This is a genomic window from Paraburkholderia aromaticivorans, assembly GCF_012689525.1.
Taxonomy (GTDB): domain Bacteria; phylum Pseudomonadota; class Gammaproteobacteria; order Burkholderiales; family Burkholderiaceae; genus Paraburkholderia; species Paraburkholderia aromaticivorans_A.
This window is the reverse complement of record NZ_CP051516.1, coordinates 3,311,995-3,336,069: the sequence shown is the minus strand read 5'-3', so window position 1 is coordinate 3,336,069 and position 24,075 is coordinate 3,311,995. Positions and strand designations below refer to the sequence as shown.

General features: G+C 64.8%; 19 protein-coding genes and 1 pseudogene. 11 read left to right on the top strand and 9 right to left on the bottom strand.

Annotated features, from left to right (window positions below; genetic code table 11):
- Window positions 1-78: 78 nt before the first annotated feature.
- Window positions 79-642: an RBBP9/YdeN family alpha/beta hydrolase gene (locus HF916_RS43125; protein ID WP_168794744.1), complete on the top strand. Its 564-nt coding sequence runs from the start codon at window positions 79-81 to the stop codon at window positions 640-642.
- A gap of 263 nt (window positions 643-905) precedes the next feature.
- Here HF916_RS43125 and HF916_RS43120 read toward each other — a convergent pair whose 3' ends face one another.
- Window positions 906-2,126 (bottom strand): CaiB/BaiF CoA transferase family protein, encoded by a 1,221-nt coding sequence (locus HF916_RS43120; RefSeq protein WP_168794743.1) that lies wholly within the window; start codon window positions 2,124-2,126, stop codon window positions 906-908.
- A gap of 328 nt (window positions 2,127-2,454) precedes the next feature.
- Between HF916_RS43120 and alaS the strand changes: the two genes are divergently transcribed.
- A complete protein-coding gene (alaS, locus tag HF916_RS43115; protein WP_168794742.1) occupies window positions 2,455-5,079 on the top strand; it encodes an alanine--tRNA ligase in 2,625 nt (874 codons plus the stop codon).
- Window positions 5,080-5,209: 130 nt separating this feature from the next.
- Here the strand turns inward: alaS and HF916_RS43110 are convergent, their stop codons facing one another.
- On the bottom strand, window positions 5,210-6,127 hold the full coding sequence (locus HF916_RS43110; protein ID WP_168794741.1) for a LysR family transcriptional regulator: 918 nt from the start codon (window positions 6,125-6,127) through the stop codon (window positions 5,210-5,212).
- A 115-nt stretch (window positions 6,128-6,242) separates the two neighbouring features.
- Here HF916_RS43110 and HF916_RS43105 point away from each other — a divergent pair, with 115 nt between their 5' ends.
- The 9 genes and pseudogenes from HF916_RS43105 to HF916_RS43065 all read left to right on the top strand — a co-directional run.
- Window positions 6,243-7,727 carry a YbfB/YjiJ family MFS transporter gene (locus HF916_RS43105; RefSeq protein ID WP_168794740.1) on the top strand — a complete coding sequence of 495 codons (1,485 nt, stop codon included), beginning with the start codon at window positions 6,243-6,245 and terminating at the stop codon, window positions 7,725-7,727.
- Between the two features lie 125 nt (window positions 7,728-7,852).
- Window positions 7,853-8,884 (top strand): threonine aldolase family protein, encoded by a 1,032-nt coding sequence (locus tag HF916_RS43100; protein WP_012433803.1) that lies wholly within the window; start codon window positions 7,853-7,855, stop codon window positions 8,882-8,884.
- Between the two features lie 325 nt (window positions 8,885-9,209).
- Window positions 9,210-9,740 carry an NUDIX domain-containing protein gene (locus tag HF916_RS43095; RefSeq protein ID WP_168794739.1) on the top strand — a complete coding sequence of 177 codons (531 nt, stop codon included), beginning with the start codon at window positions 9,210-9,212 and terminating at the stop codon, window positions 9,738-9,740.
- 178 nt (window positions 9,741-9,918) lie between these two features.
- Window positions 9,919-10,368, top strand: a complete 450-nt coding sequence (locus HF916_RS43090; protein ID WP_168794738.1) for an acyl-CoA thioesterase — start codon at window positions 9,919-9,921, stop codon at window positions 10,366-10,368.
- 4 nt (window positions 10,369-10,372) lie between these two features.
- The gene (locus HF916_RS43085) at window positions 10,373-11,311 is read left to right on the top strand and encodes a branched-chain amino acid ABC transporter permease (protein ID WP_168794737.1); all 939 of its coding nucleotides are present in this window, start codon (window positions 10,373-10,375) and stop codon (window positions 11,309-11,311) included.
- Window positions 11,304-12,602, top strand: a complete 1,299-nt coding sequence (locus tag HF916_RS43080) for a branched-chain amino acid ABC transporter permease (protein WP_206001980.1) — start codon at window positions 11,304-11,306, stop codon at window positions 12,600-12,602. The genes HF916_RS43085 and HF916_RS43080 overlap by 8 nt, the downstream gene beginning before the upstream one ends.
- Complete coding sequence (locus HF916_RS43075; protein WP_168794736.1) at window positions 12,599-13,351, top strand: ABC transporter ATP-binding protein; 753 nt, start codon at window positions 12,599-12,601, stop codon at window positions 13,349-13,351. Before HF916_RS43080 ends, HF916_RS43075 begins: the two co-directional genes overlap by 4 nt.
- Entirely contained in the window at window positions 13,348-14,061 is a 714-nt protein-coding gene (locus HF916_RS43070; protein ID WP_168794735.1) for an ABC transporter ATP-binding protein, read from the top strand. The genes HF916_RS43075 and HF916_RS43070 overlap by 4 nt, the downstream gene beginning before the upstream one ends.
- A gap of 145 nt (window positions 14,062-14,206) precedes the next feature.
- Window positions 14,207-14,767 (top strand): annotated as a pseudogene (locus tag HF916_RS43065) (hypothetical protein); the annotation flags it as partial.
- A gap of 41 nt (window positions 14,768-14,808) precedes the next feature.
- Here HF916_RS43065 and iolB read toward each other — a convergent pair.
- The 7 genes from iolB to HF916_RS43030 form a co-directional block, all read right to left on the bottom strand.
- A complete protein-coding gene (iolB, locus tag HF916_RS43060) occupies window positions 14,809-15,609 on the bottom strand; it encodes a 5-deoxy-glucuronate isomerase (RefSeq protein ID WP_168794734.1) in 801 nt (266 codons plus the stop codon).
- Window positions 15,606-16,523 carry a myo-inosose-2 dehydratase gene (gene iolE / locus HF916_RS43055; RefSeq protein WP_168794733.1) on the bottom strand — a complete coding sequence of 306 codons (918 nt, stop codon included), beginning with the start codon at window positions 16,521-16,523 and terminating at the stop codon, window positions 15,606-15,608. Before iolE ends, iolB begins: the two co-directional genes overlap by 4 nt.
- Before the next feature lie 10 nt (window positions 16,524-16,533).
- Window positions 16,534-18,507, bottom strand: coding sequence for a 3D-(3,5/4)-trihydroxycyclohexane-1,2-dione acylhydrolase (decyclizing) (gene iolD, locus HF916_RS43050; protein WP_168794732.1), 1,974 nt, complete (start codon window positions 18,505-18,507; stop codon window positions 16,534-16,536).
- Window positions 18,504-20,549 (bottom strand): bifunctional 5-dehydro-2-deoxygluconokinase/5-dehydro-2-deoxyphosphogluconate aldolase, encoded by a 2,046-nt coding sequence (locus tag HF916_RS43045; protein WP_168794731.1) that lies wholly within the window; start codon window positions 20,547-20,549, stop codon window positions 18,504-18,506. Before HF916_RS43045 ends, iolD begins: the two co-directional genes overlap by 4 nt.
- Window positions 20,550-20,613: 64 nt before the next feature.
- The gene (locus tag HF916_RS43040; protein ID WP_168794730.1) at window positions 20,614-21,456 is read right to left on the bottom strand and encodes an ATP-binding cassette domain-containing protein; all 843 of its coding nucleotides are present in this window, start codon (window positions 21,454-21,456) and stop codon (window positions 20,614-20,616) included.
- A gap of 13 nt (window positions 21,457-21,469) precedes the next feature.
- A complete protein-coding gene (locus HF916_RS43035; protein WP_168794729.1) occupies window positions 21,470-22,627 on the bottom strand; it encodes an ABC transporter permease in 1,158 nt (385 codons plus the stop codon).
- A gap of 147 nt (window positions 22,628-22,774) precedes the next feature.
- Window positions 22,775-23,821 (bottom strand): sugar ABC transporter substrate-binding protein, encoded by a 1,047-nt coding sequence (locus HF916_RS43030; RefSeq protein WP_168794728.1) that lies wholly within the window; start codon window positions 23,819-23,821, stop codon window positions 22,775-22,777.
- Window positions 23,822-24,075: the final 254 nt, after the last annotated feature.

Sequence of the window (24,075 nt, the reverse complement as noted above, 5' to 3'; positions counted from 1 at the left end):
CGGGCTTGCGGCGACGCGGGCAAAAAGCGTAGGCCAAAAACAATAAACTGCGACTAACAATCGACGACGGGAACGCGGATGAGTGTACGAAAACAATCCACCACGCTGGTTCTGCCGGGCTACCAGAACTCCGGCGCCGGCCACTGGCAGACGCGTTGGGAAGAACTGAATCCGGCATTCGTGCGGGTGCGGATGCCGGACTGGGATCACCCTGAGCGCGACGCTTGGTGCCGCACGCTGGACGCCGCCGTGGACGCCGCCGATGCGCCCGTGGTCTTCGCCGCGCATAGCCTCGGCTGCCTGACGACGGCTTTCTGGGCGGCGCAATATGCGAGCGCCGCGCAACTTGCGAAGGTGGCGGGCGCGTTGCTGGTCGCGCTGCCCGATCCGGCAGAGGCGCATTTTCCGCTGGACGCGCGCGGTTTCGCACCTGTGCCGCTCAAGCGGTTGCCGTTTCCGACCATTGTCGTGGCCAGCAGCGATGATCCCTACGGCGGTGTGCCGTTTTCACAGACCTGTGCGAACGCGTGGGGCAGCCGCTGGATCGACATCGGCCCGCGCGGCCATATCAACGCGGACAGCGGGCTCGGCGATTGGGACGAAGGGCGCAAGTGGTTGGAGTCGTTCGGCGCGGCGCGTTGAAATGAGGTGAGGGCTTGTGCTGGCGGGGCGCTTAGCTGATCCTTGGCTGCAAGCTGCAAGCTGCAAGCCGCCAAGCTAGCAGACCTCGCAGGCCAGCCGGCCAAGTCGCCGCGTCGCACGCTACCTCGTTGCCTCGCAGCCCGCGAACGCCCCATCTCGACACCTCGCGATCTGGCAATCGCGCCAGCGCACAACGTCGAGCCGCGCCAAACCGTCGCTGAGTAACGCCTGCGCTGAGCCCCACCCCCGTGCCACCGCCACAGTCAAATCACCGCCTTCCCCCGCAACGCCGCGATCCTCGCTTCGTCATACCCGAGCACGTCGCGCAAAATGCTCTCCGTGTGCTCCCCGAGCATAGGCGGATGCGCAAGCGCTTCAGGTGGCGTGCCGGTCATATTGATCGGATTGCGCACCAGCTTGACCGTGCCGCCGGACGGATGCGGCAGATCCACCTGCAGCCCGCGCGCCACCACCTGCTCGTTCTTGAACACTTCGCCGAGATCGTTGATCGGCCCGCACGGCACACCCGCCGCCTCGAGCGCGGCGATCCATTGCTGCTTGCCCTGCAGGCGGACCATCTCCGCGAGAATCGGCACGAGGATGTCGCGGTTCCGCACACGCGCCGGGTTGGTGGCAAAACGCTCGTCGTCCGCCAGTTCCGGGCGGCCGCCCGCTTCGACGAACTTGCGGAACTGACCGTCGTTGCCGACCGCGACGATGATCCAGCCGTCACTTGTCTGGAAGGTCTGATACGGCACGATGTTCGGATGCGCATTACCCCAGCGCACCGGAGGCTGGCCGCTCGCCAGGTAGTTCGAATTCATGTTGGCAAGCATCGCGACCTGCACGTCGAGCAGCGCCATGTCGATGTACTGGCCTTCGCCCGTCCGGTCACGGTGGGTGAGGGCGGTGAGCACGGCGACGGTCGAATACATGCCGGTCATGAGGTCGGCGATCGCGACGCCGGCCTTCTGCGGGCCGCCGCCCGGCTGGCCGTCGCGCTCGCCAGTGATACTCATGAAGCCGCCGATGCCTTGCACGATGAAGTCGTACCCGGCACGCTGCGCATACGGCCCGGTCTGCCCGAAGCCGGTCACCGAGCAGTAAATGATGTCGGGCTTCACTTCTTTAAGCGATGCGTAGTCCAGACCGTACTTCTTCAACTGGCCGACCTTGTAGTTCTCCAGCACCACGTCGCTCTGCGCGGCCAGTTCGCGGATGATCCGCTGGCCTTCGGGCGAGGCGATGTCCACGGTGACCGAGCGCTTGTTGCGGTTCGCCGCAAGGTAGTACGCGGCTTCGCGCGTGTCCTCGCCTTCCGGCGTCTTGAGGTACGGCGGCCCCCAGTGGCGGGTGTCGTCGCCGACTTCGGGGCGTTCGATCTTGATCACGTCGGCGCCGAAATCGGCGAGAGTCTGCGCGCACCAGGGGCCGGCGAGCACGCGTGTGAGATCCAGCACGCGGATATGACTGAGAGCGCCCATATTGTTTGATGTCTCCTTTCCCATGCACGTAGTTGCGAGTAGCCAGGCGGCGCGCGAGGCGCTGCGGGATGGAGGCAATCTTAAGCGATTCCCGCGCGCAGGCGCAGTCGGCCGAACGGCATAGGACGAATGACGCGCCCCGCAAAGTCCCGCCATGTCCTACGCCTCGTGTCCCACGCCGCCCGCTCAAACCTGGCCGAACGGCCAACCATGCGGGGCGCGCTGCCGCGCACGGGCGCCGATCCCGTATAATCAGTCGTTTAAGAAACAAACAGTTGGCGCATCCCACGATGCCGCCGGTAACAGCCAGGACCGTCCCCCGCCCGCTATGAAAGCCGCCGAAATCCGCGAGAAATTCCTCAAGTTCTTCGAATCGAAGGGCCATACGATCGTTCGCTCGTCGAGCCTTGTGCCCGGCAACGACCCGACGCTGCTCTTCACCAATTCGGGAATGGTGCAGTTCAAAGATGTGTTCCTCGGCGCGGAATCGCGCCCGTATTCGCGTGCCACGACCGCGCAGCGCAGCGTGCGCGCCGGCGGCAAGCATAACGATCTGGAAAACGTCGGCTACACCGCGCGTCACCACACGTTCTTCGAAATGCTGGGCAACTTCTCGTTCGGCGACTACTTCAAGCGCGACGCGATCCACTACGCGTGGGAGTTGTTGACGGGCGTGTACCAGTTGCCGAAAGACAAGCTGTGGGTCACCGTCTATCACGAAGACGACGAAGCGCACGACATCTGGGCGAAGGAAGTAGGCGTGCCGGTCGAGCGCATCATCCGCATCGGCGACAACAAGGGCGCGCGCTACGCGTCGGACAACTTCTGGCAGATGGCCGACGTCGGTCCGTGTGGCCCGTGCTCGGAGATCTTTTACGACCACGGCCCGGACGTTTGGGGTGGCCCGCCGGGGTCGCCCGAGGAAGACGGCGACCGCTACATCGAGATCTGGAATCTCGTGTTCATGCAGTTCAGCCGCGACGCGCAAGGCAACATGACGCCGCTGCCCAAGCAGTGCGTCGACACCGGCATGGGTCTGGAACGTATCGCCGCGGTGCTGCAGCATGTGCACAGCAACTACGAGATCGACCTGTTCCAGGCGCTGATCAAGGCCGCTGGCCGCGAAACCGGTGTGAGCGATCTGACCAACAACTCGCTGAAGGTGATCGCCGACCACATTCGCGCATGCTCGTTCCTGATCGTCGACGGCGTGATTCCGGGCAACGAAGGCCGCGGCTACGTGCTGCGCCGGATCGTGCGCCGCGCGATCCGCCACGGCTACAAGCTGGGCAAGAAGGGTTCGTTCTTCCATCGCATGGTGGCCGACCTCGTCGCGCAAATGGGCGGCGCCTACCCGGAACTGAAGGAAGCCGAACAACGCGTGACCGACGTGCTGCGTCAGGAAGAAGAGCGCTTCTTCGAGACCATCGAGCACGGCATGTCGATTCTCGAGAGCGCGTTGGCCGACCTCGAAGCCAAGGGCGGCAAGACGCTCGACGGCGAACTCGCATTCAAGCTGCACGACACGTACGGCTTTCCGCTGGATCTGACGGCGGACGTGTGCCGCGAGCGCGAAGTAACGGTCGACGAAGCCTCCTTCGACGAAGCCATGGCGCGTCAGCGCGAGCAGGCGCGCGCGGCGGGCAAGTTCAAGATGGCGCAAGGCCTCGAATACTCGGGTGCGAAGACCACGTTCCACGGTTACGAAGAAATCGTCTTCGACGACGCGAAGGTGATCGCGTTGTACGTGGACGGTGCCTCGGTGCAGCAAGTGAGCCACGGCCAGCAGGCTGTCGTCGTGCTGGACCACACGCCGTTCTATGCGGAATCGGGCGGCCAGGTCGGCGACCAGGGCGTGCTGGCCAACGCGAGCGTGCGCTTCGCGGTGAGCGATACGCTGAAGGTGCAAGCCGACGTGGTCGGTCATCACGGCACGCTCGAACAGGGCACGCTGAAGGTCGGCGACGTCGTCAAGGCAGAAATCGACGCGGTGCGCCGCGCTCGCACGCAACGCAACCACTCGGCCACGCACCTGATGCACAAGGCGCTGCGTGAAGTGCTCGGTTCGCACGTGCAGCAGAAGGGCTCGCTCGTCGACGCGGACAAGACCCGCTTCGACTTCGCGCACAACGCGCCGGTGACGGACGAGCAGATCCGCCGCGTCGAGGAAATCGTCAACGCCGAAGTGCTGGCGAACGCGCCGGGCATCGTGCGCGTCATGCCGTTCGACGAAGCGGTGAAGGGCGGCGCGATGGCGCTGTTCGGCGAAAAGTACGGCGACGAAGTGCGCGTGCTTGACCTGGGCTTCTCACGTGAATTGTGCGGCGGTACGCACGTGCATCGCACCGGCGACATCGGCTTCTTCAAGATCGTCATGGAAGGCGGCGTGGCGGCGGGCATCCGTCGCGTGGAAGCGATCACGGGCGACAACGCTGTGCGCTTCGTGCAGGACCTCGACGCGCGTATCAATGCGGCCGCGGCTGTGTTGAAGGCGCAACCGTCGGAATTGACGCAGCGAATCACACAGGTGCAGGAGCAGGTGAAGTCGCTGGAGAAGGAACTGAGCGCGCTGAAATCGAAGATGGCGTCGAGCCAGGGCGACGAACTGGCCGGTCAGGCGATCGAAGTTGGCGGCGTACACGTGCTGGCGGCCACGCTCGAAGGCGCGGACGTCAAGACGTTGCGCGAAACCGTCGACAAGCTGAAAGACAAGCTGAAGAGCGCGGCGATCGTGCTGGCGTCGGTCGAAGGCGGCAAGGTGAGCCTGATCGCCGGCGTCACGGCGGACGCGAGCAAGAAGGTTAAGGCAGGCGAGCTGGTCAACTTCGTGGCGCAGCAAGTGGGCGGCAAGGGCGGTGGCCGTCCGGACATGGCTCAGGCTGGTGGCACCGAGCCGGCGAATCTGCCGGCGGCGCTGGCTGGCGTCAAGGGTTGGGTCGAAGGCCAGCTTTGATTTTGATGTGATTGGGTCACGCGGGGCGCCGGAAGGTTGGGCGTGTCGCGTGGCCTGAGTTTTTTTGAGGATCTGGCGCGCCGCCTTGTGGATTAGCGCAGTGCCACGCCGCGCCCGCGAAGTCAAAAGATCAGGCCGCGCCTTCCGCTGCAGTCACGGTCTCGGGCAAGCTCACCGCATCCTGCCGCATAACCAGCGCCTGCTTCAACGCGTTCAGCGCGGACGAAAAATGCCCGCGCCGCCACACCAGCAGTGTCTCGATCACGCCGATATCGGGCAGTTCATGCACCGCGATATTGCTGGCATCGGTCTGCAAATTCAGCACCGATCGAGGCGCGACCGCAACGCCCGCGCCAGCGGCGACGCAAGCCACGATCGCGTGATAAGAGCCCAGCTCCAGCACGCGCGCCGGCCTCACGCCGTGCTCCAGATACCACTTCTCGATATAAGACCGGTAAGCACAGCCACGCTCGAACGCGATCAGCGTCGACAGCGCAATGTCCCGAACGTCGCGAATCGGCCGATGCCCGCGCGGCGTCAGCATCACCAGCTCTTCCCGAAACACCGGCACCGACTCGAATAGTTCGCCGAGCGTGGCCGAATCCAACGGCGTCGCCACCAACGCCGCATCCACTTCGAATTCACGCACCCGCTCGATCAGCTTGCCGGTCGTGCCGATCTCGAGTTCCAGCGCGACGGCGGGCCACTGCTGGTGATAACGCGCGAGCAGTGCGGGAAGTCGCGTAGCCGCGACACTTTCCATCGTGCCCAAACGCAACCGCCCGTTCGGACGATCCTCACGCACCGCGTGACGCGCCTCGTCCGCGAGCGCGAGCAGGCGCTCGGCATACGGCAGCAGCGTCTCGCCGGCGGGCGTCAGCACGAGACGGCGGCCGTCGCGGATAAACAGGTCGGTACCCAGTTGTTCTTCAAGCTGCTTGATGCGCGTGGTGACGTTCGATTGCACGCGATTCAGCTTGGCAGCAGCGCGCGTCACGCCGTTTTCCCGCACGACGGCGCGAAAAATGGTCAAAGCGGCCAGATCCATGATTCTCTCTAGGCGATGGGTGATATCCCAATTATTCATTTTTCGTGATTGAAAGGTCAAGCTACTATGGATGTAAGCCATCTGAACCATTGACTGCATTTGTCGCCGCCCGCTCATGAACGACCTCGCCTCCACCGCACACGGCAGCTTCTCCGAACGCCACGCCGCCCGCCGCGCGGCGCTTGCCTGCATGGTCACGCTGGCCGTTGCGCTCGGTATCGGGCGATTTGCATTCACGCCGCTTTTGCCGCTGATGCTTCACGGCAGCGGGTTCGGTCAGCCGCAGCTCGATATTCAGCATGGCGGCTGGCTGGCGTCGTTCAATTACGCGGGGTATTTCGTCGGCGCGGTCACGTGCGCGGCGCTGCGGATCGAGCCGGCGCGCATGGTGCGCGCGGGGCTCGCCGCGACGGTGCTGCTGACGCTGACGATGGGCGTGACGAGCCAGTTCTGGATCTGGGCAGCGGTACGATTCATCGCGGGCGCGATTAGCGCCTGGACGTTCGTATTCGCATCCCAGTGGGGCCTGCGGCGGCTCGCCGAACTCGGTGCGCACGGGTGGGGCGGGGTGATCTATACGGGACCGGGCGTGGGCATCGTCGGCACGGGCCTGCTGGTCAGCGTGGCGGGTGGGTACGGGGCCACGATGGGGTGGCTTGGGTTCGGGCTGATTGGGGTGGTTCTGTCGATTGTGGTTTGGCCGGTGTTTGGCGCGGCGTCCGGCGGTGGAGAAAAAAGTCGGAGCGCTCGCATGGTCGGCTCTGGTAGCGGTGACCAGGCGAGTGCTGGCACGTCGAGCCAACGTGTCGCCGGCCAATTCGGCACGACGGAACGCGCCGCAGCTCAAGGTGCAGCAGTTCACGGCGCAGCAACCCAAGGCGCAGCAACCCAAGGCGCAGCAACCCAAAGCGCAATAACCCAACCCGCAGCAGCTCAAAGCGCCGTCACCCAACCCACGCCAATCCAACACGCCGCCGTCCAACCCACCGCCACCCGCGCCCCCCACCACGCCGCCCCCCACCACGCCGACGCCCTCTGGCTCATCCTCCTCTACGGCATCCCCGGTTTCGGCTACATCATCACCGCGACGTTCCTGCCTGTCATCGCACGTCACGCATTGCCCGGCTCATCATGGCCCGACCTGTTCTGGCCGATGTTCGGCGCGGCGCTGATCGTCGGCGCGCTGCTGGCGGCGCGTTTGCCGGTGCATTGGGACAACCGCACGCTGCTCGCCGGCTGCTATGTGCTGCAGGCGTGCGGCATCGCCCTCGGTATCGTCTGGCCGACAGCGGGCGGCTTCTCGTTCGGCAGCATTCTGATCGGCCTGCCGTTCACCGCCATCACGCTGTTCGCGATGCGCGAGGCGCGGCGTCTCCGTGGCGACGACGCTGCCGGTCTGATGGGCTACGCGACGGCGGCCTACGGCGTCGGTCAGATTGTCGGCCCACTGGTTGCCGCGCCGATCGCCGAGCAGACCGGATCGTTTTCGCCGGCCTTGTGGCTGGCGGCTGGCGCGTTGCTGCTGGGCGCGGCCGGGCTGATCGTCGTCGCGCGCATGCCGCGCGGCCGGGGCCGCATGCCCGATTGCGGCTGCAGCTGAGCGTGTGTCGACGCGGGCATCCCTGCGCATCCCGCAATCGCCGGGAAACAAATAACCGAAGGGCGCACTAAAATGACCGCTTTCCCGTCATCCCAGCGCGCCCATCGCCGGACGCGCCGCCCGCCATGCAACATTTCGCGTCCGACAACTACGCCGGCATCTGTCCCGAAGCGCTCGACGCGCTGATCGCCGCCAACAACAGCGGCCACGAGCCGGCCTACGGCGACGATTCGTGGACCAACCAGGTGTGCGACCGCCTGCGCGAACTGTTCCAGACCGACTGCGAAGTGTTCTTCGTGTTCAACGGGACAGCGGCCAATTCACTGGCGCTCGCGTCGCTGTGCCAGTCGTATCACTCGGTGATCTGCCATGAACTCGCGCACATCGAAACCGACGAATGCGGCGGCCCGGAGTTCTTCTCGAACGGTTCGAAACTGCTGACGGCGCCGGGCATCGGCGGCAAACTCACGCCGGATGCGATCGAAGCCGTAGTCACGCGCCGCGCCGACATCCACTACCCGAAGCCGAAAGTCGTCACGCTGACCCAATCGACGGAAGTCGGCACGGTCTACAGCGTCGAGGAAGTGCGGGCGATCGCCGCGATCGCCAAACGGCGTCATCTGAAAGTGCATATGGACGGCGCGCGTTTCGCCAACGCGGTCGCCGCACTGGACGTGCATCCGTCGGAGATCACGTGGCGCGCGGGCGTCGACGTGCTGTGCTTCGGCGGCACCAAGAACGGCTTGCCGGTGGGTGAAGCGGTGGTGTTCTTCGACCGCGCGCTGGCCGACGATTTCGCCTACCGCCTGAAGCAAGCCGGCCAACTGGCCTCGAAGATGCGCTTCATTTCCGCCCCGTGGCTCGGGTTGCTCGACAACGACGTGTGGTTGCGCAACGCGCGTCATGCGAACGCGATGGCGCAACTGCTGCAAACGCGGTTGCAGGAAATTCCGGGCGTGAGCATCATGTTCCCCGGAGAATCGAACGCGGTCTTTGCGCAATTGCCCGCGCAAGCCGCCAAGGCCATGCGCGCGCGTGGCTGGAAGTTCTACGAATTCATCGGCGCAGGCGGATGCCGGCTGATGTGCGCGTGGGATACGCAGCCGGAAACGGTTGAGCGGTTCGCCGCCGAGGTGCGCGAGTTGTGCGCGGCGTGAGTGCTCGACGGGAGTGTGCGACGGGACTGTCCGGGATGAGTACTCGACCCAACGCGCCGAAATGGCAGTTCGGGATTGCGTCGCATCGTCCACTTGCCTGCGCACGAATCCTCGCGCTGGCTGGAATACGATCCGCAACACGATCGCGCCACCGAACAGGGCGGAATCCGAATACCGAACACCACGCAGCAGAAGCCAAACGCATCCGCTATTGCTCGCAGCTAGTACAGCGCAGTGCCGCGTCGTACAGCGGCAAGCGCAAACCGAGCGTCACACCCAGAAGCTACAAGCCATCACACAAGACAAACGAGACGTCCTCTTCGCCATGACCGAACACAGATTTTGCCCACGCTGCGCCACGCCTTTGACCGAGCGCGCCGACGCTGCACACGAGGGCGGCCGCATCCGCCAGACCTGCCCTGATCCGACGTGCGGCTACGTCCACTGGAACAATCCGCTGCCGGTGGTGGCGGCCATCGTCGAATACGAAGGCAAGATTCTGCTGGCGCGCAATGCCGCCTGGGCGGAGGGCATGTTCGCGCTGATCACGGGCTTCCTCGAAAACGGCGAGACGCCGGAAGAGGGCATTGCCCGCGAAGTGCTCGAGGAAACCTCGTTGCACGCGGAGACGGTCGAGCTGATCGGCGTGTACGAATTCATCCGCAAGAACGAACTGATCATCGCTTATCACGTGAAGGCGTACGGCACGATTGCGTTGTCGCCGGAATTGCTGGAGTACCGCCTGGTCGAGCCGGCCAAATTGCGCCCGTGGCGCGCGGGCACCGGCCAGGCGCTCGGCGAATGGATGCGGCGGCGCGGCCTGCCGTTCGAGTTCGTCGAAAGACCGGGGCAGTGAGCCGGGCGACGGACACGTCGATAAGCCGTGCTCAGCGAGTAGCGCGGCACGGCTAACATTTCGCGTCTGACCATGCGCCGTCAGCGAAGGCGCTCGCAGCGCATGCTGACCGACTCGCATTGACGAAAACAACCAGCCGCACAACGTTCACGATAACGCCCGAGACGACCACGCCAGCATGAACAAACCCGCATCCGCCGCGCGCAGCGCCTACCCGCATTTCCTGACGATCCCTACCCGCTGGATGGATAACGACGTCTACGGTCACGTGAACAATGTCGTTTACTACAGCTACTTCGACACCGTGGTGAACGAGTATCTGATCCGCACCGGCGTGCTCGATTTCGAGCAGGGCGAGACGATCGGCCTCGTGGTCGAGACGCACTGTAACTACTTCGCGCCACTGGTGTTCCCCGACCGGATCGACGCGGGCCTGCGCGTCATACGGCTCGGCACATCGAGCGTGCGCTATCAGGTCGGTCTCTTCAAGGAAGGCGAGGATCAACCCGCCGCGCAAGGACACTTCGTGCATGTGTATGTGAATCGTGTCACACGGCGCCCGGTGAATTTGCCCGCCGAATTACGCGCGGCGCTCGAACCGTTGAGCGTCGCAGAGCAGCCGGAATAGGCGCGTGCAGTCGTTCGTCATCAACCTGCTCAACGGCGTCAGTTACGGCCTGCTGCTGTTCATGCTGTCGGCGGGCCTGACGCTGATTTTCAGCATGCTCGGCGTGCTGAATTTCGCTCACGCGAGCTTCTACATGCTCGGCGCTTACGTTGGGTTTTCGGTGGCGGCGCGCGCGGGGTTCTGGAGCGCGCTGGTCATCGCGCCGCTCGTCGTCGGGCTGATCGGTGCGGCACTGGAGCGTTGGCTGTTGCGGCGCGTGCGCGTGCAGGGCCATCTCGCCGAGTTGCTGCTGACGTTCGGTGCCGCGTATCTGCTCGGCGAACTGGTCAAGCTCGGCTGGGGCTTGAGCCCGCTGTCCGCGACCGTGCCCGCCGTGCTCGACGGGCCGCTCTTCACCGTCTACGGCGCGGCGTTCGCCCGCTACCGCGCGTTCATGATGGCGGTGTCGCTCGCCATGCTCGCCGTCCTGTTCGCGGTGTTGCGCGTGTCGAAGGCGGGCCTGGTCGTGCGCGCCGCGCTCACGCACGCGAGCGCCGTCGAAGCGCTCGGCCACAACGTGCCGCGCGTGTTCACCGGCGTGTTCGCGGCCGGCACGGCGCTGGCCGCGCTGGCCGGCGTGATCGGCGCGCCGCTCTTTGTCATCGAGCCGGGGATGGCGGAGTCGCTCGGCTCGATCGTGTTCGTGGTGGTCGTGATCGGCGGGCTGGGTTCGCTGGGGGGAGCGTTGGCGGCGTCGCTGCTGGTCGGTTGCGTGCAGACGCTGGCCGTGGCGAGCAATGTGTCGCTGGGCGACGTGCTGTCGATCTTCGACGCCACGCTCCCCGCCGAATGGGACGCGTTGACGCTCGCGCAACTCGCGCCGCTGATTCCGTATCTGCTGCTGGTGGCGATGCTGGCGCTGCGTCCGCGCGGCCTGTTCGGACGGCGCGACGACCATGCATGAGGCCAACGAATCGTCAGCGAAGTCCGCAGCCGCGACCGCCCCGCGTGCGCTGTGGCGCATGCTCGCGCCGTGGCTTGCGCTGATTCTGTTCCTCGCCGTGCCGCCCTTCATCTGGCCGCAAAGCTGGCTGCTCGCCTATCTCGCGCAGACCGCGACGATGATCGTGTTCGCGCTTTCATACAACCTGCTGCTCGGCGAGACGGGACTGCTGTCGTTCGGTCATGCCGCTTACTCGGGCTTGGGCGCGTTGGTGGCCGCGCAGGTGTTCAACCGGATCGGTGTGCCGCTCGTGCTGTTACCGCTGGTCGGCGGAATTGGCGGCGCGCTGTGCGGCGTGCTGTTCGGTTTCATTTCGACGCGGCGCGCGGGCACGGCCTTCGCGATGATCACGCTTGGTCTCGGCGAACTCGTGGCGGCCGCCGCGTGGACGCTGCCCGACTGGTTCGGCGGCGAGGCGGGCGTGGCGATCGACCGCGCGAGCGGAGCGCTGCTGGGCAGCTGGAGCTTCGGCCCGGCGCGCGAGGCTTATGCACTGATCGCCGTGTGGTGCCTGCTCGCGTGCGCGGCGATGTTCGCGCTTTCGCGCACGCCTTTCATGCGCCTTGCCAATGCCGTGCGCGACAATCCGGTGCGGGCCGCGGCGATCGGCTGCTACCCGCGTCGCATTCGCTATGGCGTCGTGGTGATGTCGGCGTTTTTCGCGGGTATCGCGGGGACGTTGGCGCTGATCAATGTGGAACTGGTGTCGACGGAAAGCGTCGGCATGATGCGCTCGGGCGCGGTGTTGATCGCCACGGTGATCGGTGGGACGGCGGCGTTTTTCGGGCCGGTCGCGGGTGCGGTCGTTCTGACGTTTTTCAGCGTCGCGGTGGCGAGCGTCACGCGGGCCTGGCTGTTCTATCTGGGGCTGTTCTTCATCGTGGTCGTGGTGATGTCGCCGGATGGATTGGCGGGCTTCGCGCAGCGTTTTATGGCGCGTGTGACCGCGCACGGCTGGCGCCGGTGCGGCGTTGCGTATTGGTGGGGCACGGTTGCCGCATTGTTGTGGACCGTGGCCGCCGTGCTCGCCGTGCAATGGGCCTACGCGGCGCAGTTCGGCGCGGACGGCGGCGCGATGTTCAATGTGCCAGGCGTGCCGTCGTGGATCATTGTGTCGCCGCTTTACTTCGGCGCCACGGTCTTTGTGCTGGCCGCGTTGGGAGGACTGTTCGCGCATTACGCGATTCGCGCGCAAGCGCTGCTCGCAGTCATACGCTCAAGCGCCACGCACATCGCCGGAGGCTCGCGATGATCCCCGCGCTCGCGCTCTACGGCATCGAAAAACGCTTCGGCTCGACGCGGATTCTGCGCGGCGTTGATCTCGCGATCCAACCGGGCGAGCGTCACGCGTTGATCGGTCCGAACGGCGCGGGCAAGTCGACGCTCTTCAATCTGATCGCCGGCGGCGCGCGGCCGAACGCGGGGCGCATCGATCTGTTCGGCGCCGAGATCACACGCCTCCCGCCGGCCGCGATCACGCGTCGCGGGCTCGCGCGCAGCTTTCAGAGCACCAGCGTGTTCACGCGCCTCAGCGTGTTCGACAACCTGCGCTGCGCGGCCATGCTGGCCGAGCGTGACCGCACGCGCTGGTGGCAGCGTTTCAGCGGCTCGCAAACGGTCGACGCGCGTGCCTCGCAAGTGCTCGACGCGGTGGGCTTGAGCGAGCGCCGCCACGTCGAGGCCGGCACACTCAGCTATGCGGAGCAGCGCGCGCTCGATCTCGGCATCGCGCTCGCGGGCGGCGCGCATACCTTGCTGCTCGACGAGCCGACGGCCGGCATGAATCGCGCGGAAGCGGCGCGCGCCATCGAACTGATTCGCGAGACCACGGCGGGTCGCACGCTGCTGATGGTCGAGCACGACATGGATGCGGTCTTCGCGATCGCTGATCGCATTTCGGTGCTCGTGCAAGGGCGCATCATCGCGAGTGGCACGCCGGCGGCGATCCGCGCGGACGCGGCGGTGCGCGCCGCCTATCTCGGCGAAGGGTTCGGCACATGAGCGCCTTGCTCGACATTCGCGCGCTGAACGCGTGGTACGGCGCGAGCCAGGCGCTGCACGGCGTCACGCTCAGCATCGAAGCGGGCGAAGTGCTGGCGCTGGTCGGCCGCAACGGCTCGGGCCGCTCGACGCTTGCACGCGCGATCATGGGTCTCGTGCGCAACGAAGGCGAACTGCGTTTCGCGGGCCGCACGCTCGGCGGTCTGCGGACCTTCGAGATCGCGCGTCTCGGACTCGGCTATGTGCCCGAACATCGCGACGTTTTTCCGACGCTGAGCGTGCACGAGAATCTGCAACTCGGCGTCGCGCCACAGGATCGCGGCCGCGCGCCGCGGTTCACCTTCGACGACGCCTACGCCCTGTTCCCCGTGCTGCGCGAGCGAAAGCGCACGCGCGCGGGCGCGCTCTCGGGCGGCGAGCAGCAGATGCTGACGCTGGCCCGCGCGCTGCTCGGCGACCCCGATCTGCTCGTCATCGACGAACCCGGCGAGGGTCTCGCGAGTCTCGTGATGGAGCAGGTCGCCCAATGCTTGCGGACCTTGCGCGATCGCGGCGTGGCGATGCTGCTGATCGAGCAGCGTCTGGTGATCGCGCAGGACATCGCCAGCCGCGTCGCGGTGATGGGGCACGGCGAAATCGTGTTCGACGGCGCGCTCGCGTCGTTCCTGCAGCGGACCGACGTGATGCGGGAATGGCTCGGCGTCGGTTGATCGATCGCAAGATCTGAAGTCGAGGCACGCGTGGTATACGCCGATCTGCGCTCACGCCGATCGACGGCAAAGCGCCGTTCGTGCTGGACCTGTACCACTATCGCGAGCAGATGGCGGCCGGCTATTTCACCTTCGACGAAGCCGCGGCGGCATCAAGTTGTGGAATCACTTTCCCGGCGTCTGGCTGCCGACCACGATGAGCGGCACGATCGTCGCCAAAGGTGAGCGGCATCTCGTCAATGAATCGACGTCGGTGAAGGTGCTGGGTGTACCGCAGGCTGGGCTGTTACGCGCGCTAGATATTCCGCTCGCTTCGCTCACGCCGTTCACGCGCAAGGGCGTCGCGCTCAAGGGCAATGAGCTGGTGTTCGATCAGTACACGGTGTTTCCGCCGCCGGTTTTGCAAGGGCGTCTCGCGAGCGCGACGGCCACCGACGAAGGTCTCGTGTTGAAGTTCAAGCACGACGGCAACGTCGCCGCCGCGAGGCCGCCTGCGGGTGCGGGCAAGAGCTTCGTCTGGATTGAGTCCGGCGACGTGAAGATGTTCAACTCGCTGGTGACGAATACGCGCACGTTCATCAAGGACAGTTCGAACCCCGGCGTGATGAAGTTCGATCTGCACGGCTATCGCAAGGACGTGTCGAAGGGAACGGTAAAGATGGGCGAGGACGGTGGCCTGGACGTCGATCTGGCCGTTAGAAAGTAGCCCGCGCGGTGCTTTTCCAAAGCGCCGCGCAGGCTGCAACATCAAGCGTCCTTATTGATGATCCATTCGTGCGCCGGGTCGTTGCGGAAATGCCAGACGCGCTGTCCGCCCGCCATCACGTTCAGATAATACGAGTCGTACCCATACGGCACGATCACCGGATGATACCCACGCGGCACCATCACGACGTCGTGGTTCTCGACGGCCATCGACTCGTCGATGTCGCGCATGTCGGTGTACACGCGTTGAAACGCAAACCCTTGCGGCGGATCGAGCCGGTGATAGTAAGTCTCTTCGAGCGAACTCTCGTGGGGGACATTGTCGGTGTCGTGCTTGTGCGGCGGGTAACTCGAAGCGTGTCCGCCGGGTGTCCTGACTTCCACCACCAACAGTGACTCCGCAGGCTCGGTCTGCGGAAGAATATCGCATACGTATCGCGTATTCAGCCCTTTGCCGCGTGTCGAGCGTTTCATCGAAGCAGGCTCGATCAACCTCGCCGGCAATTCCCCTTTGGCCGGTGCGCTCGCCACGCCGATCTCGGCATCGCGGCAAGCGCGTACGGTGATCCGCACGTTTGGCGGCAGATATACCGCATACGGCGCGGCGTCTTCGAACACGCTGTCGCGCGAACCCAGCGAACTCCATTTGGTGTCCGCGGTTTCGATATCCACTGCGCCCGTGAGCACGACGATGCACACTTCACGCGACGGTTCGAATACGTGCACGACCTCGTTCTCGCCCAACCGATAAGCGGCAAAACCGACATACCGCCAGCATGCCGACTCCGGTGTCACTCGCGCGATCGTCTGGCCTTCGCGCTGCGCCTTCACTAATAAACTCATGCTGCCTCCTGCTCTGTGCCGTTGAGCGGCGCATCGACCAGCGCGCGCAACGTCTTGTAGCCTTTCTGCGCGTATTCGAACGATGGCGCCACGACCGGATCCTGTTCGGCTTCCACCACCAGCCAGCCGCAATAACCGTGCCGCTTCAGGCGCTCGATGATCGCGGGGAAATTCACCGCGCCGTCACCTGGCACCGTGAAGGCGCCGGCGATGACCGCGTCCAGAAAACTCCAGTTGCGATTGCGCGCGAGCTTCATCACGGCGGGGCGCACGTCCTTGCAATGCACGTGGCAAACGCGCCCGATATGTTTGTCGAGCACGGCGAGCGGATCGCCACCGGCAAACGTGATGTGCCCCGCGTCGAACAGCAGGCCGACGGCGTCGCTGGTGCGCGCCATCAGTTGATCGACATCGGCCGGCGTTTCGACATAAGCGCCCATATGATGATGATAGGCGAGCCGCACGCCGCGGCTCAACGTATAACGCGCGAATTCGTCGACACGCGCCGCATACTCGGCCCATTGCGTCTCGCTGAAAAAACGCGGGCGTTGATACAGCGGCTGTTGCGCGCCCTGAATCGAATCGGCGACCTCGCCGTACACCATCGCCGTCGCGCCGTTTTGCGCGAGCAGTTCGAGATGCGGGCCGACGGAGGCGATTTCCTCTTCCACGCTGCGTCGCGCGAGGCGTCCGGAATACCAGCCGGAGACCAGCGCGAGATCGTATTGCGCGAGCAGCGTCTTCAATGCCTGGGGCTCGCGCGGAAACTTGTTGCCGAGTTCGAAGCCTTGATAGCCGATCTCGCGGCCTTCCGTCAGCGCCACTTCGAGCGGCGTTTCGCCGCCGAGCGAAGGCAGATCGTCGTTCATCCACGAGAGCGGATTGATGCCGATACGTACGTCGAAAGCAGTCATGCGGGCGTCCTCATTCGTTGTCGGCGGAGCCGGTGTTCTGCGCGGAGCCGTCCGGTTCGGCGCGTGCCGCGAGTTGCGTTTCGTATTTCGCACGCGCGTCGCGCACGGCGGGGCGCGTCGAGACTTCGGGCACCGCCACTTCCCACCACCAGCCGCCATCGTCAGTGGTGCGGGCGGCATCGGTATCGATGCTGATGACGTAAGTGCGATCCGCCGCGCGGGCGCGTTGCAACGCGGCTTCGAGTTCAGCGACGTTCGCCGCATGTTCGGCCTGCGCGCCGAGCGCACGCGCATGCGCGGCGAAATCGATCTTCGGCGCGCCGAGCGGGCCTTGCATGCAGTTCTCGAGCAGGTTGTTGAACGGCGCGCCGCCGCACGCCTGCTGCAAACGGTTGATGCAACCATAGCCACGATTGTCGAGCACCACGACGATCAGCTTTGCGCCGATCATCACCGAGGTCGCGATCTCGCTGTTCATCATCAGATAGCTGCCGTCGCCGACCATCACGATCACTTCACGCGCGGGCCGTGCGAGCTTCACGCCGAGTCCGCCGGCGATCTCGTAGCCCATGCACGAATAGCCGTACTCGACGTGGTACGCGCCCGGTTTGCCGGCGCGCCACAGCTTGTGCAATTCGGCGGGCAGGGTGCCGGCCGCGCAGACGACGATGTCGTTCGAGGGTGAGCTGGCGCTCGAACGCTGCACGGCACCGATCACATCGCCCTCGTAAGGCAGCACGGTATCGCGTTGCGGCGCATGCGTGAGCGTGCTCACCGTATCGCGCCAGCTTGCCGCGAGTTTGTGCGCGCGCGCGGTCCACGTCCGGTCCGCATGCCAGCCTTGCAGGGGTTCGGCGAGCGCTTCGAGCGCAAGACGCGCGTCGGCTTCGACCACTTGCGCGCGATGCTTGAGACCGTCGAACGCATTGGCGTTGATGGCGATCACGTCGGCTTGCGTGAACAAGGTGTTCGAGCCGGTCGTGAAGTCCTGCAAGCGGGTGCCGATGGCCAGCACGCAATCGGCGTCGTGCGCGAGCGCGTTCGCGGCGGGCGAGCCCGTCACGCCCAGCGCGCCCGCGTTCAGCGGATCGTTCCAGGTCAGCGCGCCTTTGCCGGCCTGCGTTTCCGCAACCGGAATGCCGTGCGTGGTCGCGAAACGGTGCAGCGCGTCGGTTGCGCGGCCGTAGAGCACGCCACCGCCCGCGACGATCAACGGCCGCTTCGCATGACGCAAACGCGCGATGGCGGCTTCGATCTCATCGACACGCGGTGCGGGCGAATAAAACGTGACGACGCGCGGTTTGAAGAAGTCGACGGGGAAATCCCATGCCTGCGCCTGCACGTCTTGCGGCAACGCGAGCGTGACAGGACCGCACAAGGCGGCGTCGGTCAGCACGCGCACGGCGCGCGGCAGCGCATTCAGCAATTGCGCCGGATGCACGATGCGGTCGAAGTAGCGCGACACCGGCTTGAACGCGTCGTTGGCGGAGACGCCGCCGTCGTGGAAGTCTTCGACTTGCTGCAACACCGGATCGGGCGCGCGCGAGACGAAGATATCGCCGGGCAGCAGCAGCACCGGCAAACGGTTCACGTGGGCGAGCGCCGCCGCGGTCACGAGGTTGGTGGCGCCCGGTCCGATCGACGTCGTCACGGCCATCATGCGGCGGCGGAAATGCGCCTTCGCATAGGCGATCGCGCTATGCGCCATCGCCTGTTCGTTGTGCGCGCGCAGGGTCGGCAGTTCGTCGCGGTGCTGATAGAGCGCCTCGCCGATCCCCGCCACGTTGCCGTGGCCGAAGATGGCGAACACACCGCCGAACAGCGGCTCGGTGCCCTCGCCGTCTTCCGTCGCGACGCGTTGCGCGGCGAGATAGCGGATCAGTGCCTGCGCGGTCGTCAGGCGCACCGTGCCACCCGAGCGCGTGCGAGCGTGGCTGGCGTCGTTGGCGGACGCCGCGTTGTGATGCAATACGCGCTGATTCATGCGGCTTGCTCCTGATGGACAGGGTTCGGCGCGCTGGGCTGCGCGGCGCTTGCGCCACGCGTTGCACGCCACGAAGCGATCAGTGTTTCGAAGGTGCGGCGCACGCGCGCGATCAATTCGTCGTCGCCGATTTCTCCGGCGAGCCACGCATGACTCGGCTCGTGAAAGATCGTGCGTCCGACCGTGAAGCCGCGGCACGTCGCCGATTGCGCGGCCGCGCGGAAGCCTTCGTCCAACTGCTCGACGGCCGCCGACAAACCGAGCAGTACCACGCCCCGGCAATAGGGATCGCGCTCGGCGATCAGCGCGTCGACGTTACGCCATTGCGCGGCGTCCATCGGTTCGAGCTTCCACCACTCGGGATAGATGCCGATGTTGTACAGGCGCTTCAACGCGCGATACACGGTGTCCGGCGCTTGCGGAAAATGCGCGTGTTTCGGCGGAATCACTTCGAGCAGCAATTCATGGCCGCTCGCTTGCGTCGCGTCGTAGAGCGCGCGGAGTTGCGTTTCCTGTTCGAGACGCTGCTCGATGGGTTCGTCGGGATGAAACTGCACGAGGCACTTGACGATATGCTCCTGTGGCCACGGAATCAGCGTGGTGCCGATCGAACGGCCGTGATCGAACACGAGCGGCACGGAGCCCGGCAGTTCCACTGGCCGACCGATCCACCAGCCGCGTCCGGTGGCCGCGTTCAGCGCGTCCTGGCCATAACGGTCGTCGATCAGCACGCCGATGCGGTTCTGCAAACCCAGCGCGGTTTCGGTTTGCGCGACGGCTTCGACGAACAGGCCCTTCAGACGCGCAATGCGCGCTTCGTCGGCGCCGGTTTGCTGCGCGAGTTCGAAGAACTGGTTGCGATGGTCGAAGGCGAAACCGAGCACTTCGTCCCATTGTTTGCGGGCCGGCGAGACGCGATGCAGCCGTGCGAGCGTCGCGTCGCGATCCGGGCGGCGCATGCGCTGCGGATCGGCTTTCGCTTCGCGCAGGAAGTAGTCGAGTTCGGCGGGCGTCGGCATGGCCGGCGCGCAGCCGTGGCGAGAGACGACCAGCGCGCCGCTCGCGTTCGCGGCGCGCGCGCACGCTTCGAGCGGCTGATCGCGCAGCCATCCGGAGAGAAAGCCTGAAGCGAACGCATCGCCCGCGCCAAGCACGTTCAGCACTTCGACTTCCACGCCGCCTTGAATCGGCAGGTCGTCGAGCGAGGCGGGCACCGCGCCGTCGATGATCTGGCAGCCCATTGGTCCGCGTTTCAGCACCAAGGTGGCCGGCGTGACGGCACGCACCATCGCCAGCGCGTCGACCAGTTCGGTCTTGCCGCCGGCAATGCGGAATTCCTCTTCGGTGCCGATCACCAGATCGAACAGCGGCAGAATGCGCTGTAAATGCGCGGTGACGCCTTCGCTCGCGACGAAGCGCGTCTCACCGTCCGCCTTGCCGGTGAGGCCCCACAGCACCGGACGATAGTCGATATCGAGCACGGTGCGCACCTGGTTGCGGCGCGCATAGTCCAGCGCGCGGCGGCTCGTGCGGTTCACCTGTTCGGTGGAAAAGTGCGTGCCGGTGATCAACAGCGCTTTCGACGACGCAATGAAGGGCTCGTCGAAATCCGCTTCATCGACCGCCATGTCCGCGCAGTTCTCGCGATAGAAGATCAGCGGGAAAGTATCGCGGTCTTTCAGGCCGAGCAGCACGAGGGCGGTCAGGCGCTCCTGATCGATGCGCACGTGGCTGACGTCGCAACCCTCCTTGGCGAGCGTCTCGGTGAGAAAGCGGCCCATGTGATCGTTGCCGACGCGCGCCAGCATCGACGACGCGAGGCCGAGCCGCGCGCAACCGAACGCGATATTCGCCGACGATCCGCCGAGATACTTCGCGAAGCTCGACACGTCTTCGAGGCGCGCGCCGACTTGCTGCGCATACAGATCGACGGCAAGGCGGCCGAGACAGACGATATCGCGGCTGCGGCCCGGCGCGAAGCGGCTGCCGGTAGCCGGCGCCGAAGCGGACGTGACGCCGCTGGATGTGCTGGAATGATCCATGAAGTTTCCTGAATAGCTGGGCGCGGCGGCCGGCGCGACTGCGCCGAACCGTCACGCGAATGAATCAGATCGTCGCGCCTTCGAGTTCGCCGATCATCTTCTGCATCTCGGCGCCGCCGGCCATCATGTCGAGCACTTCGTCCTTGCTGATGGTTTCCTTGGTGAACGTGCCGAGCGATTTGCCGCGATTGAGCACCGTGAACGAATCGCCGATCGGATACGCGTGGTGCACGTTGTGCGTGATGAAGATCACCGAAATGCCTTTGGCGCGCGCCTTGTGAATCAGCTTCAGCACGTTGAAGCTTTGCTTCACGCCGAGCGCGGCGGTCGGTTCGTCGAGAATCAGTACACGCGCGCCGAAGTGAATCGCCCGCGCGATCGCCAGACACTGTTTCTCGCCGCCGGACATCGTGCCGATCGGCTGATGCGCGTCGCGCACATTGATGCCCATTTCGGCGAGCTTGTCGCGCGCAGTAGTGGCGCTGGTCTCGAGGTCCATCACGCTCAGGAAGCCGAACAATTTCTTTTGCGGCTCGCGTCCCATGAAAAAGTTGCGCGCCACGGAGAGCAGCGGCACCAGCGCGAGATCCTGATACACGGTGGCGATGCCGAGATCGAGTGCGTCTTTCGGCGACTCGAATAGCACCGGTTTTCCGTCCACCAGATACTGGCCGGAAGAGGGCTGATGCACGCCGGCGAGGGTCTTGATCAGCGTCGACTTGCCCGCGCCGTTGTCGCCGAGCAGGCAATGCACTTCGCCGCGTTTCAGGCGCAAGGTCACGCCGCTGAGCGCGATCACCTTGCCGAAGTATTTGTTGACGTTCTCGAGCGCGAGGATCACGTCTTCCTGCGGTGCGTTCGCGTTTGATTCAGGCACGGCGTTCGCTGCGGTATTCGTATCGGACATGTTTGTCTCCTCGTTACGATTGCGCGACGCGGCGGCGCACATAGTGATTGAACAGCACGGCGATCAACAGCATCACGCCGAGGAACACGCGGAACCAGTCGGAACTGACGTTGGTGTAGGTGATGCCGATCTGCACGACGCCGAAGATCAACGCACCGAAACACGCGCCGACCACCGAACCATAACCACCCGTCAGCAAGGTCCCGCCGATCACCGCGGCGATGATCGCTTCGAATTCCTTCTGCAAACCACGATCGGCCGCGGCCGAGCCGATGTCGCACACTTGCAGCACCGCGAACAGGCACGAGCAGAACGCGGTCAGCACGAACAGCGAAATCTTCACGCGACGCACCGGTACGCCGACGTTCTTGGCGGCGTTGGCGTCGCCGCCTACGGCGAGAATCCAGTTGCCCGCCCGCGTTTTTGCCAGCACGAACGCGCACACCGCCGCGAGTCCGAGCCACCACAGAATCACCTTGGGAATGCCCGGCACGAGCGCGTGGCCGTTATCGAGCATGGTGCCGATGCCGTGGCGCGCGAGCATCGTGAACAGACCATTCAGCGCGACGCCGTGAAACAGCGTATCGGCGAACCAGTCCTGCTGCGCGAGGTCGCCGACACCGGACACGATCGTGCGGTCCGCGAACATGATCGAGAGCGCCAGAGTCAGGCCGCGCAGGATGAACAGAAACGCGAGCGTGACGATGAACGAGGGCAGCCGCGTACGCATCACCAGATAGCCGTTCAGCGCGCCGAGCAGCATGGAGCCGGCGAACGCGAAGAGGATCGCGAGCGAAATGGGCCAGTGAAAATACACCGAGGGAATCGCGACCATCATGCCGGCGAAACCGATCATCGAGCCGATGGACAGATCGAACTCGCCTGCGATCATCAACAGACACGCGCCCACGGCCAGGATGCCAAGATACGCCGAGACCTGCGACCAGTTCATCACGCCGTCGAGGTTGAACATGCCGGAGCCGCCGGCCGTCAGCGCGAAAACGAGAAACACCAGTACCGCGCCGGAAATCGCGGCGAATTCGGGGCGGTTCAGCACATGGCCGAACCTGGATTCCTTGCGCAACCGTTCATCCGAATCAGGCAGCGAGGGCGCTGCCTCGCCGGGATTCGTCTTGACGTGCGGTGGGAAGTGTTTGCCGGCTACACCCATGATGTCTCCTTGGAGCCCGGCCGTGTGCGGCTCGCACGCGAGGATGCGTGGCGAGAACGACAACCGGTGAAATGCGCGGTGGCGGCGGGCGGCCCGCTCCGAATCGAAGCGGTGCCCGCCGTGCGCGTGACTAGCTAGAGAAAAGAATCAGCGATACTGCCCTGCGTACTTGATGACCTTGTCGAGGTTTTCCTTGGTGATGAAACCCGGGCCCGAGCGAATGTTCTTCGGTCCATAGGACGGTGCGAGGCCATAAGTTGCCAGCCGTTCCTTGAACTTCGGATTGGCTTCGAGAATCTGGCGGATCTTCACGGGGTCGGTGGTGTGCTCTTTCTTCACGATCGCCAGCACGGCCACGGGGATATAGCCTTGCAGGTACGGCTGCTGGTCGATTGCGAACTGGATCGTGCCGCTCTGAATGGCCTTGGCGATGTCGTCGGAGAAGTCGAACGTGCAGAAGTAGATCTTGCCCGCCAGACCCATTTGCGTGACCGCTTTCAGCGTGGCCGAAGCCGGGGTCGGTCCGAGCGTCAGGATCGCGCCGGTGTTCGGGTGGTTACGCAGATACGCGCTGACCTTTGACTGAATTTCGGTCGGATCCTGCCCGGAGTCGATCGTGGATGCCTTGTAGTCGACGCCGAGCGCTTCGGCAAAACCACGGCAACGGTCGAACGACACCGTATTGGTGGCGATGTGGTTCACGCACAGGAACGACTTCACGCCCGCGGCTTTGGCCTTCTCGCCGGCCGCTCTGCCCGCGACGTATTCGGGTTGGCCCACATGCATGATCGCGCCGAGTTGCGCACTCTGTTCCTCCGTGCCCGAATTGATCGTGACGAGCGGAATCTTCTTCGCGGTCACCTTGTTGATCGAGCTTTTCAGCACGTCGAAATCGGCGATGGTGACGATCACGCCGTCGTAATTGCGCGCGGCGGCCTGTTCGACCAGACGGGCCATATCGGCGATGTCGCCGTTTGGTGGATTGCGGTAGTCGGTCTCGACGTTGAAGTCCTCGTCGGCCTGTTTGATGGCGTTCTTGATGGTGTTCCACCACGAATCCGAATCCGGCGCGTGGCTGATCAGCACGAAGTGCGCGTCAGCCGCGCGGGCGGCCGAGGCCGCGCCGAATCCCGTCGCCAACGTCAACGCCGTCACCAGAATCCTGAGCGTAGCCTTGCCCTTGCAAAGTCTCATTGTCTCCACCTTTCTCGGTATGTCGTTTTTGAAGGGAGCATCTGGCGGGCGGCTTTCAACCGCGTACAAACCCGGGTGTTTCCACCAAAGCACCATCGCTCACGACCAAGATTAGGCGATCTTCCAAGCCGTTGCAATGAAAATTTCATTACAAATAAAAATAGAAAATACGTTCCATTTGACTTGGCGGCTGCCTATAATCGGCAGCGTCAGGAGGCCGTGTGGCGGGGGTTTGGAGCGGCTGCCGCACTGCA

Coding starts and splice junctions, on each gene's coding strand:
- HF916_RS43125 (WP_168794744.1), top strand. CDS start 79: ATGAGTGTACGAAAACAATCCACCACGCTGGTTCTGCCGGGCTACCAG.
- HF916_RS43120 (WP_168794743.1), bottom strand. CDS start 2,126: ATGGGCGCTCTCAGTCATATCCGCGTGCTGGATCTCACACGCGTGCTC.
- alaS (WP_168794742.1), top strand. CDS start 2,455: ATGAAAGCCGCCGAAATCCGCGAGAAATTCCTCAAGTTCTTCGAATCG.
- HF916_RS43110 (WP_168794741.1), bottom strand. CDS start 6,127: ATGGATCTGGCCGCTTTGACCATTTTTCGCGCCGTCGTGCGGGAAAAC.
- HF916_RS43105 (WP_168794740.1), top strand. CDS start 6,243: ATGAACGACCTCGCCTCCACCGCACACGGCAGCTTCTCCGAACGCCAC.
- HF916_RS43100 (WP_012433803.1), top strand. CDS start 7,853: ATGCAACATTTCGCGTCCGACAACTACGCCGGCATCTGTCCCGAAGCG.
- HF916_RS43095 (WP_168794739.1), top strand. CDS start 9,210: ATGACCGAACACAGATTTTGCCCACGCTGCGCCACGCCTTTGACCGAG.
- HF916_RS43090 (WP_168794738.1), top strand. CDS start 9,919: ATGAACAAACCCGCATCCGCCGCGCGCAGCGCCTACCCGCATTTCCTG.
- HF916_RS43080 (WP_206001980.1), top strand. CDS start 11,304: ATGCATGAGGCCAACGAATCGTCAGCGAAGTCCGCAGCCGCGACCGCC.
- HF916_RS43075 (WP_168794736.1), top strand. CDS start 12,599: ATGATCCCCGCGCTCGCGCTCTACGGCATCGAAAAACGCTTCGGCTCG.
- HF916_RS43070 (WP_168794735.1), top strand. CDS start 13,348: ATGAGCGCCTTGCTCGACATTCGCGCGCTGAACGCGTGGTACGGCGCG.
- iolB (WP_168794734.1), bottom strand. CDS start 15,609: ATGAGTTTATTAGTGAAGGCGCAGCGCGAAGGCCAGACGATCGCGCGA.
- iolE (WP_168794733.1), bottom strand. CDS start 16,523: ATGACTGCTTTCGACGTACGTATCGGCATCAATCCGCTCTCGTGGATG.
- iolD (WP_168794732.1), bottom strand. CDS start 18,507: ATGAATCAGCGCGTATTGCATCACAACGCGGCGTCCGCCAACGACGCC.
- HF916_RS43045 (WP_168794731.1), bottom strand. CDS start 20,549: ATGGATCATTCCAGCACATCCAGCGGCGTCACGTCCGCTTCGGCGCCG.
- HF916_RS43040 (WP_168794730.1), bottom strand. CDS start 21,456: ATGTCCGATACGAATACCGCAGCGAACGCCGTGCCTGAATCAAACGCG.
- HF916_RS43035 (WP_168794729.1), bottom strand. CDS start 22,627: ATGGGTGTAGCCGGCAAACACTTCCCACCGCACGTCAAGACGAATCCC.
- HF916_RS43030 (WP_168794728.1), bottom strand. CDS start 23,821: ATGAGACTTTGCAAGGGCAAGGCTACGCTCAGGATTCTGGTGACGGCG.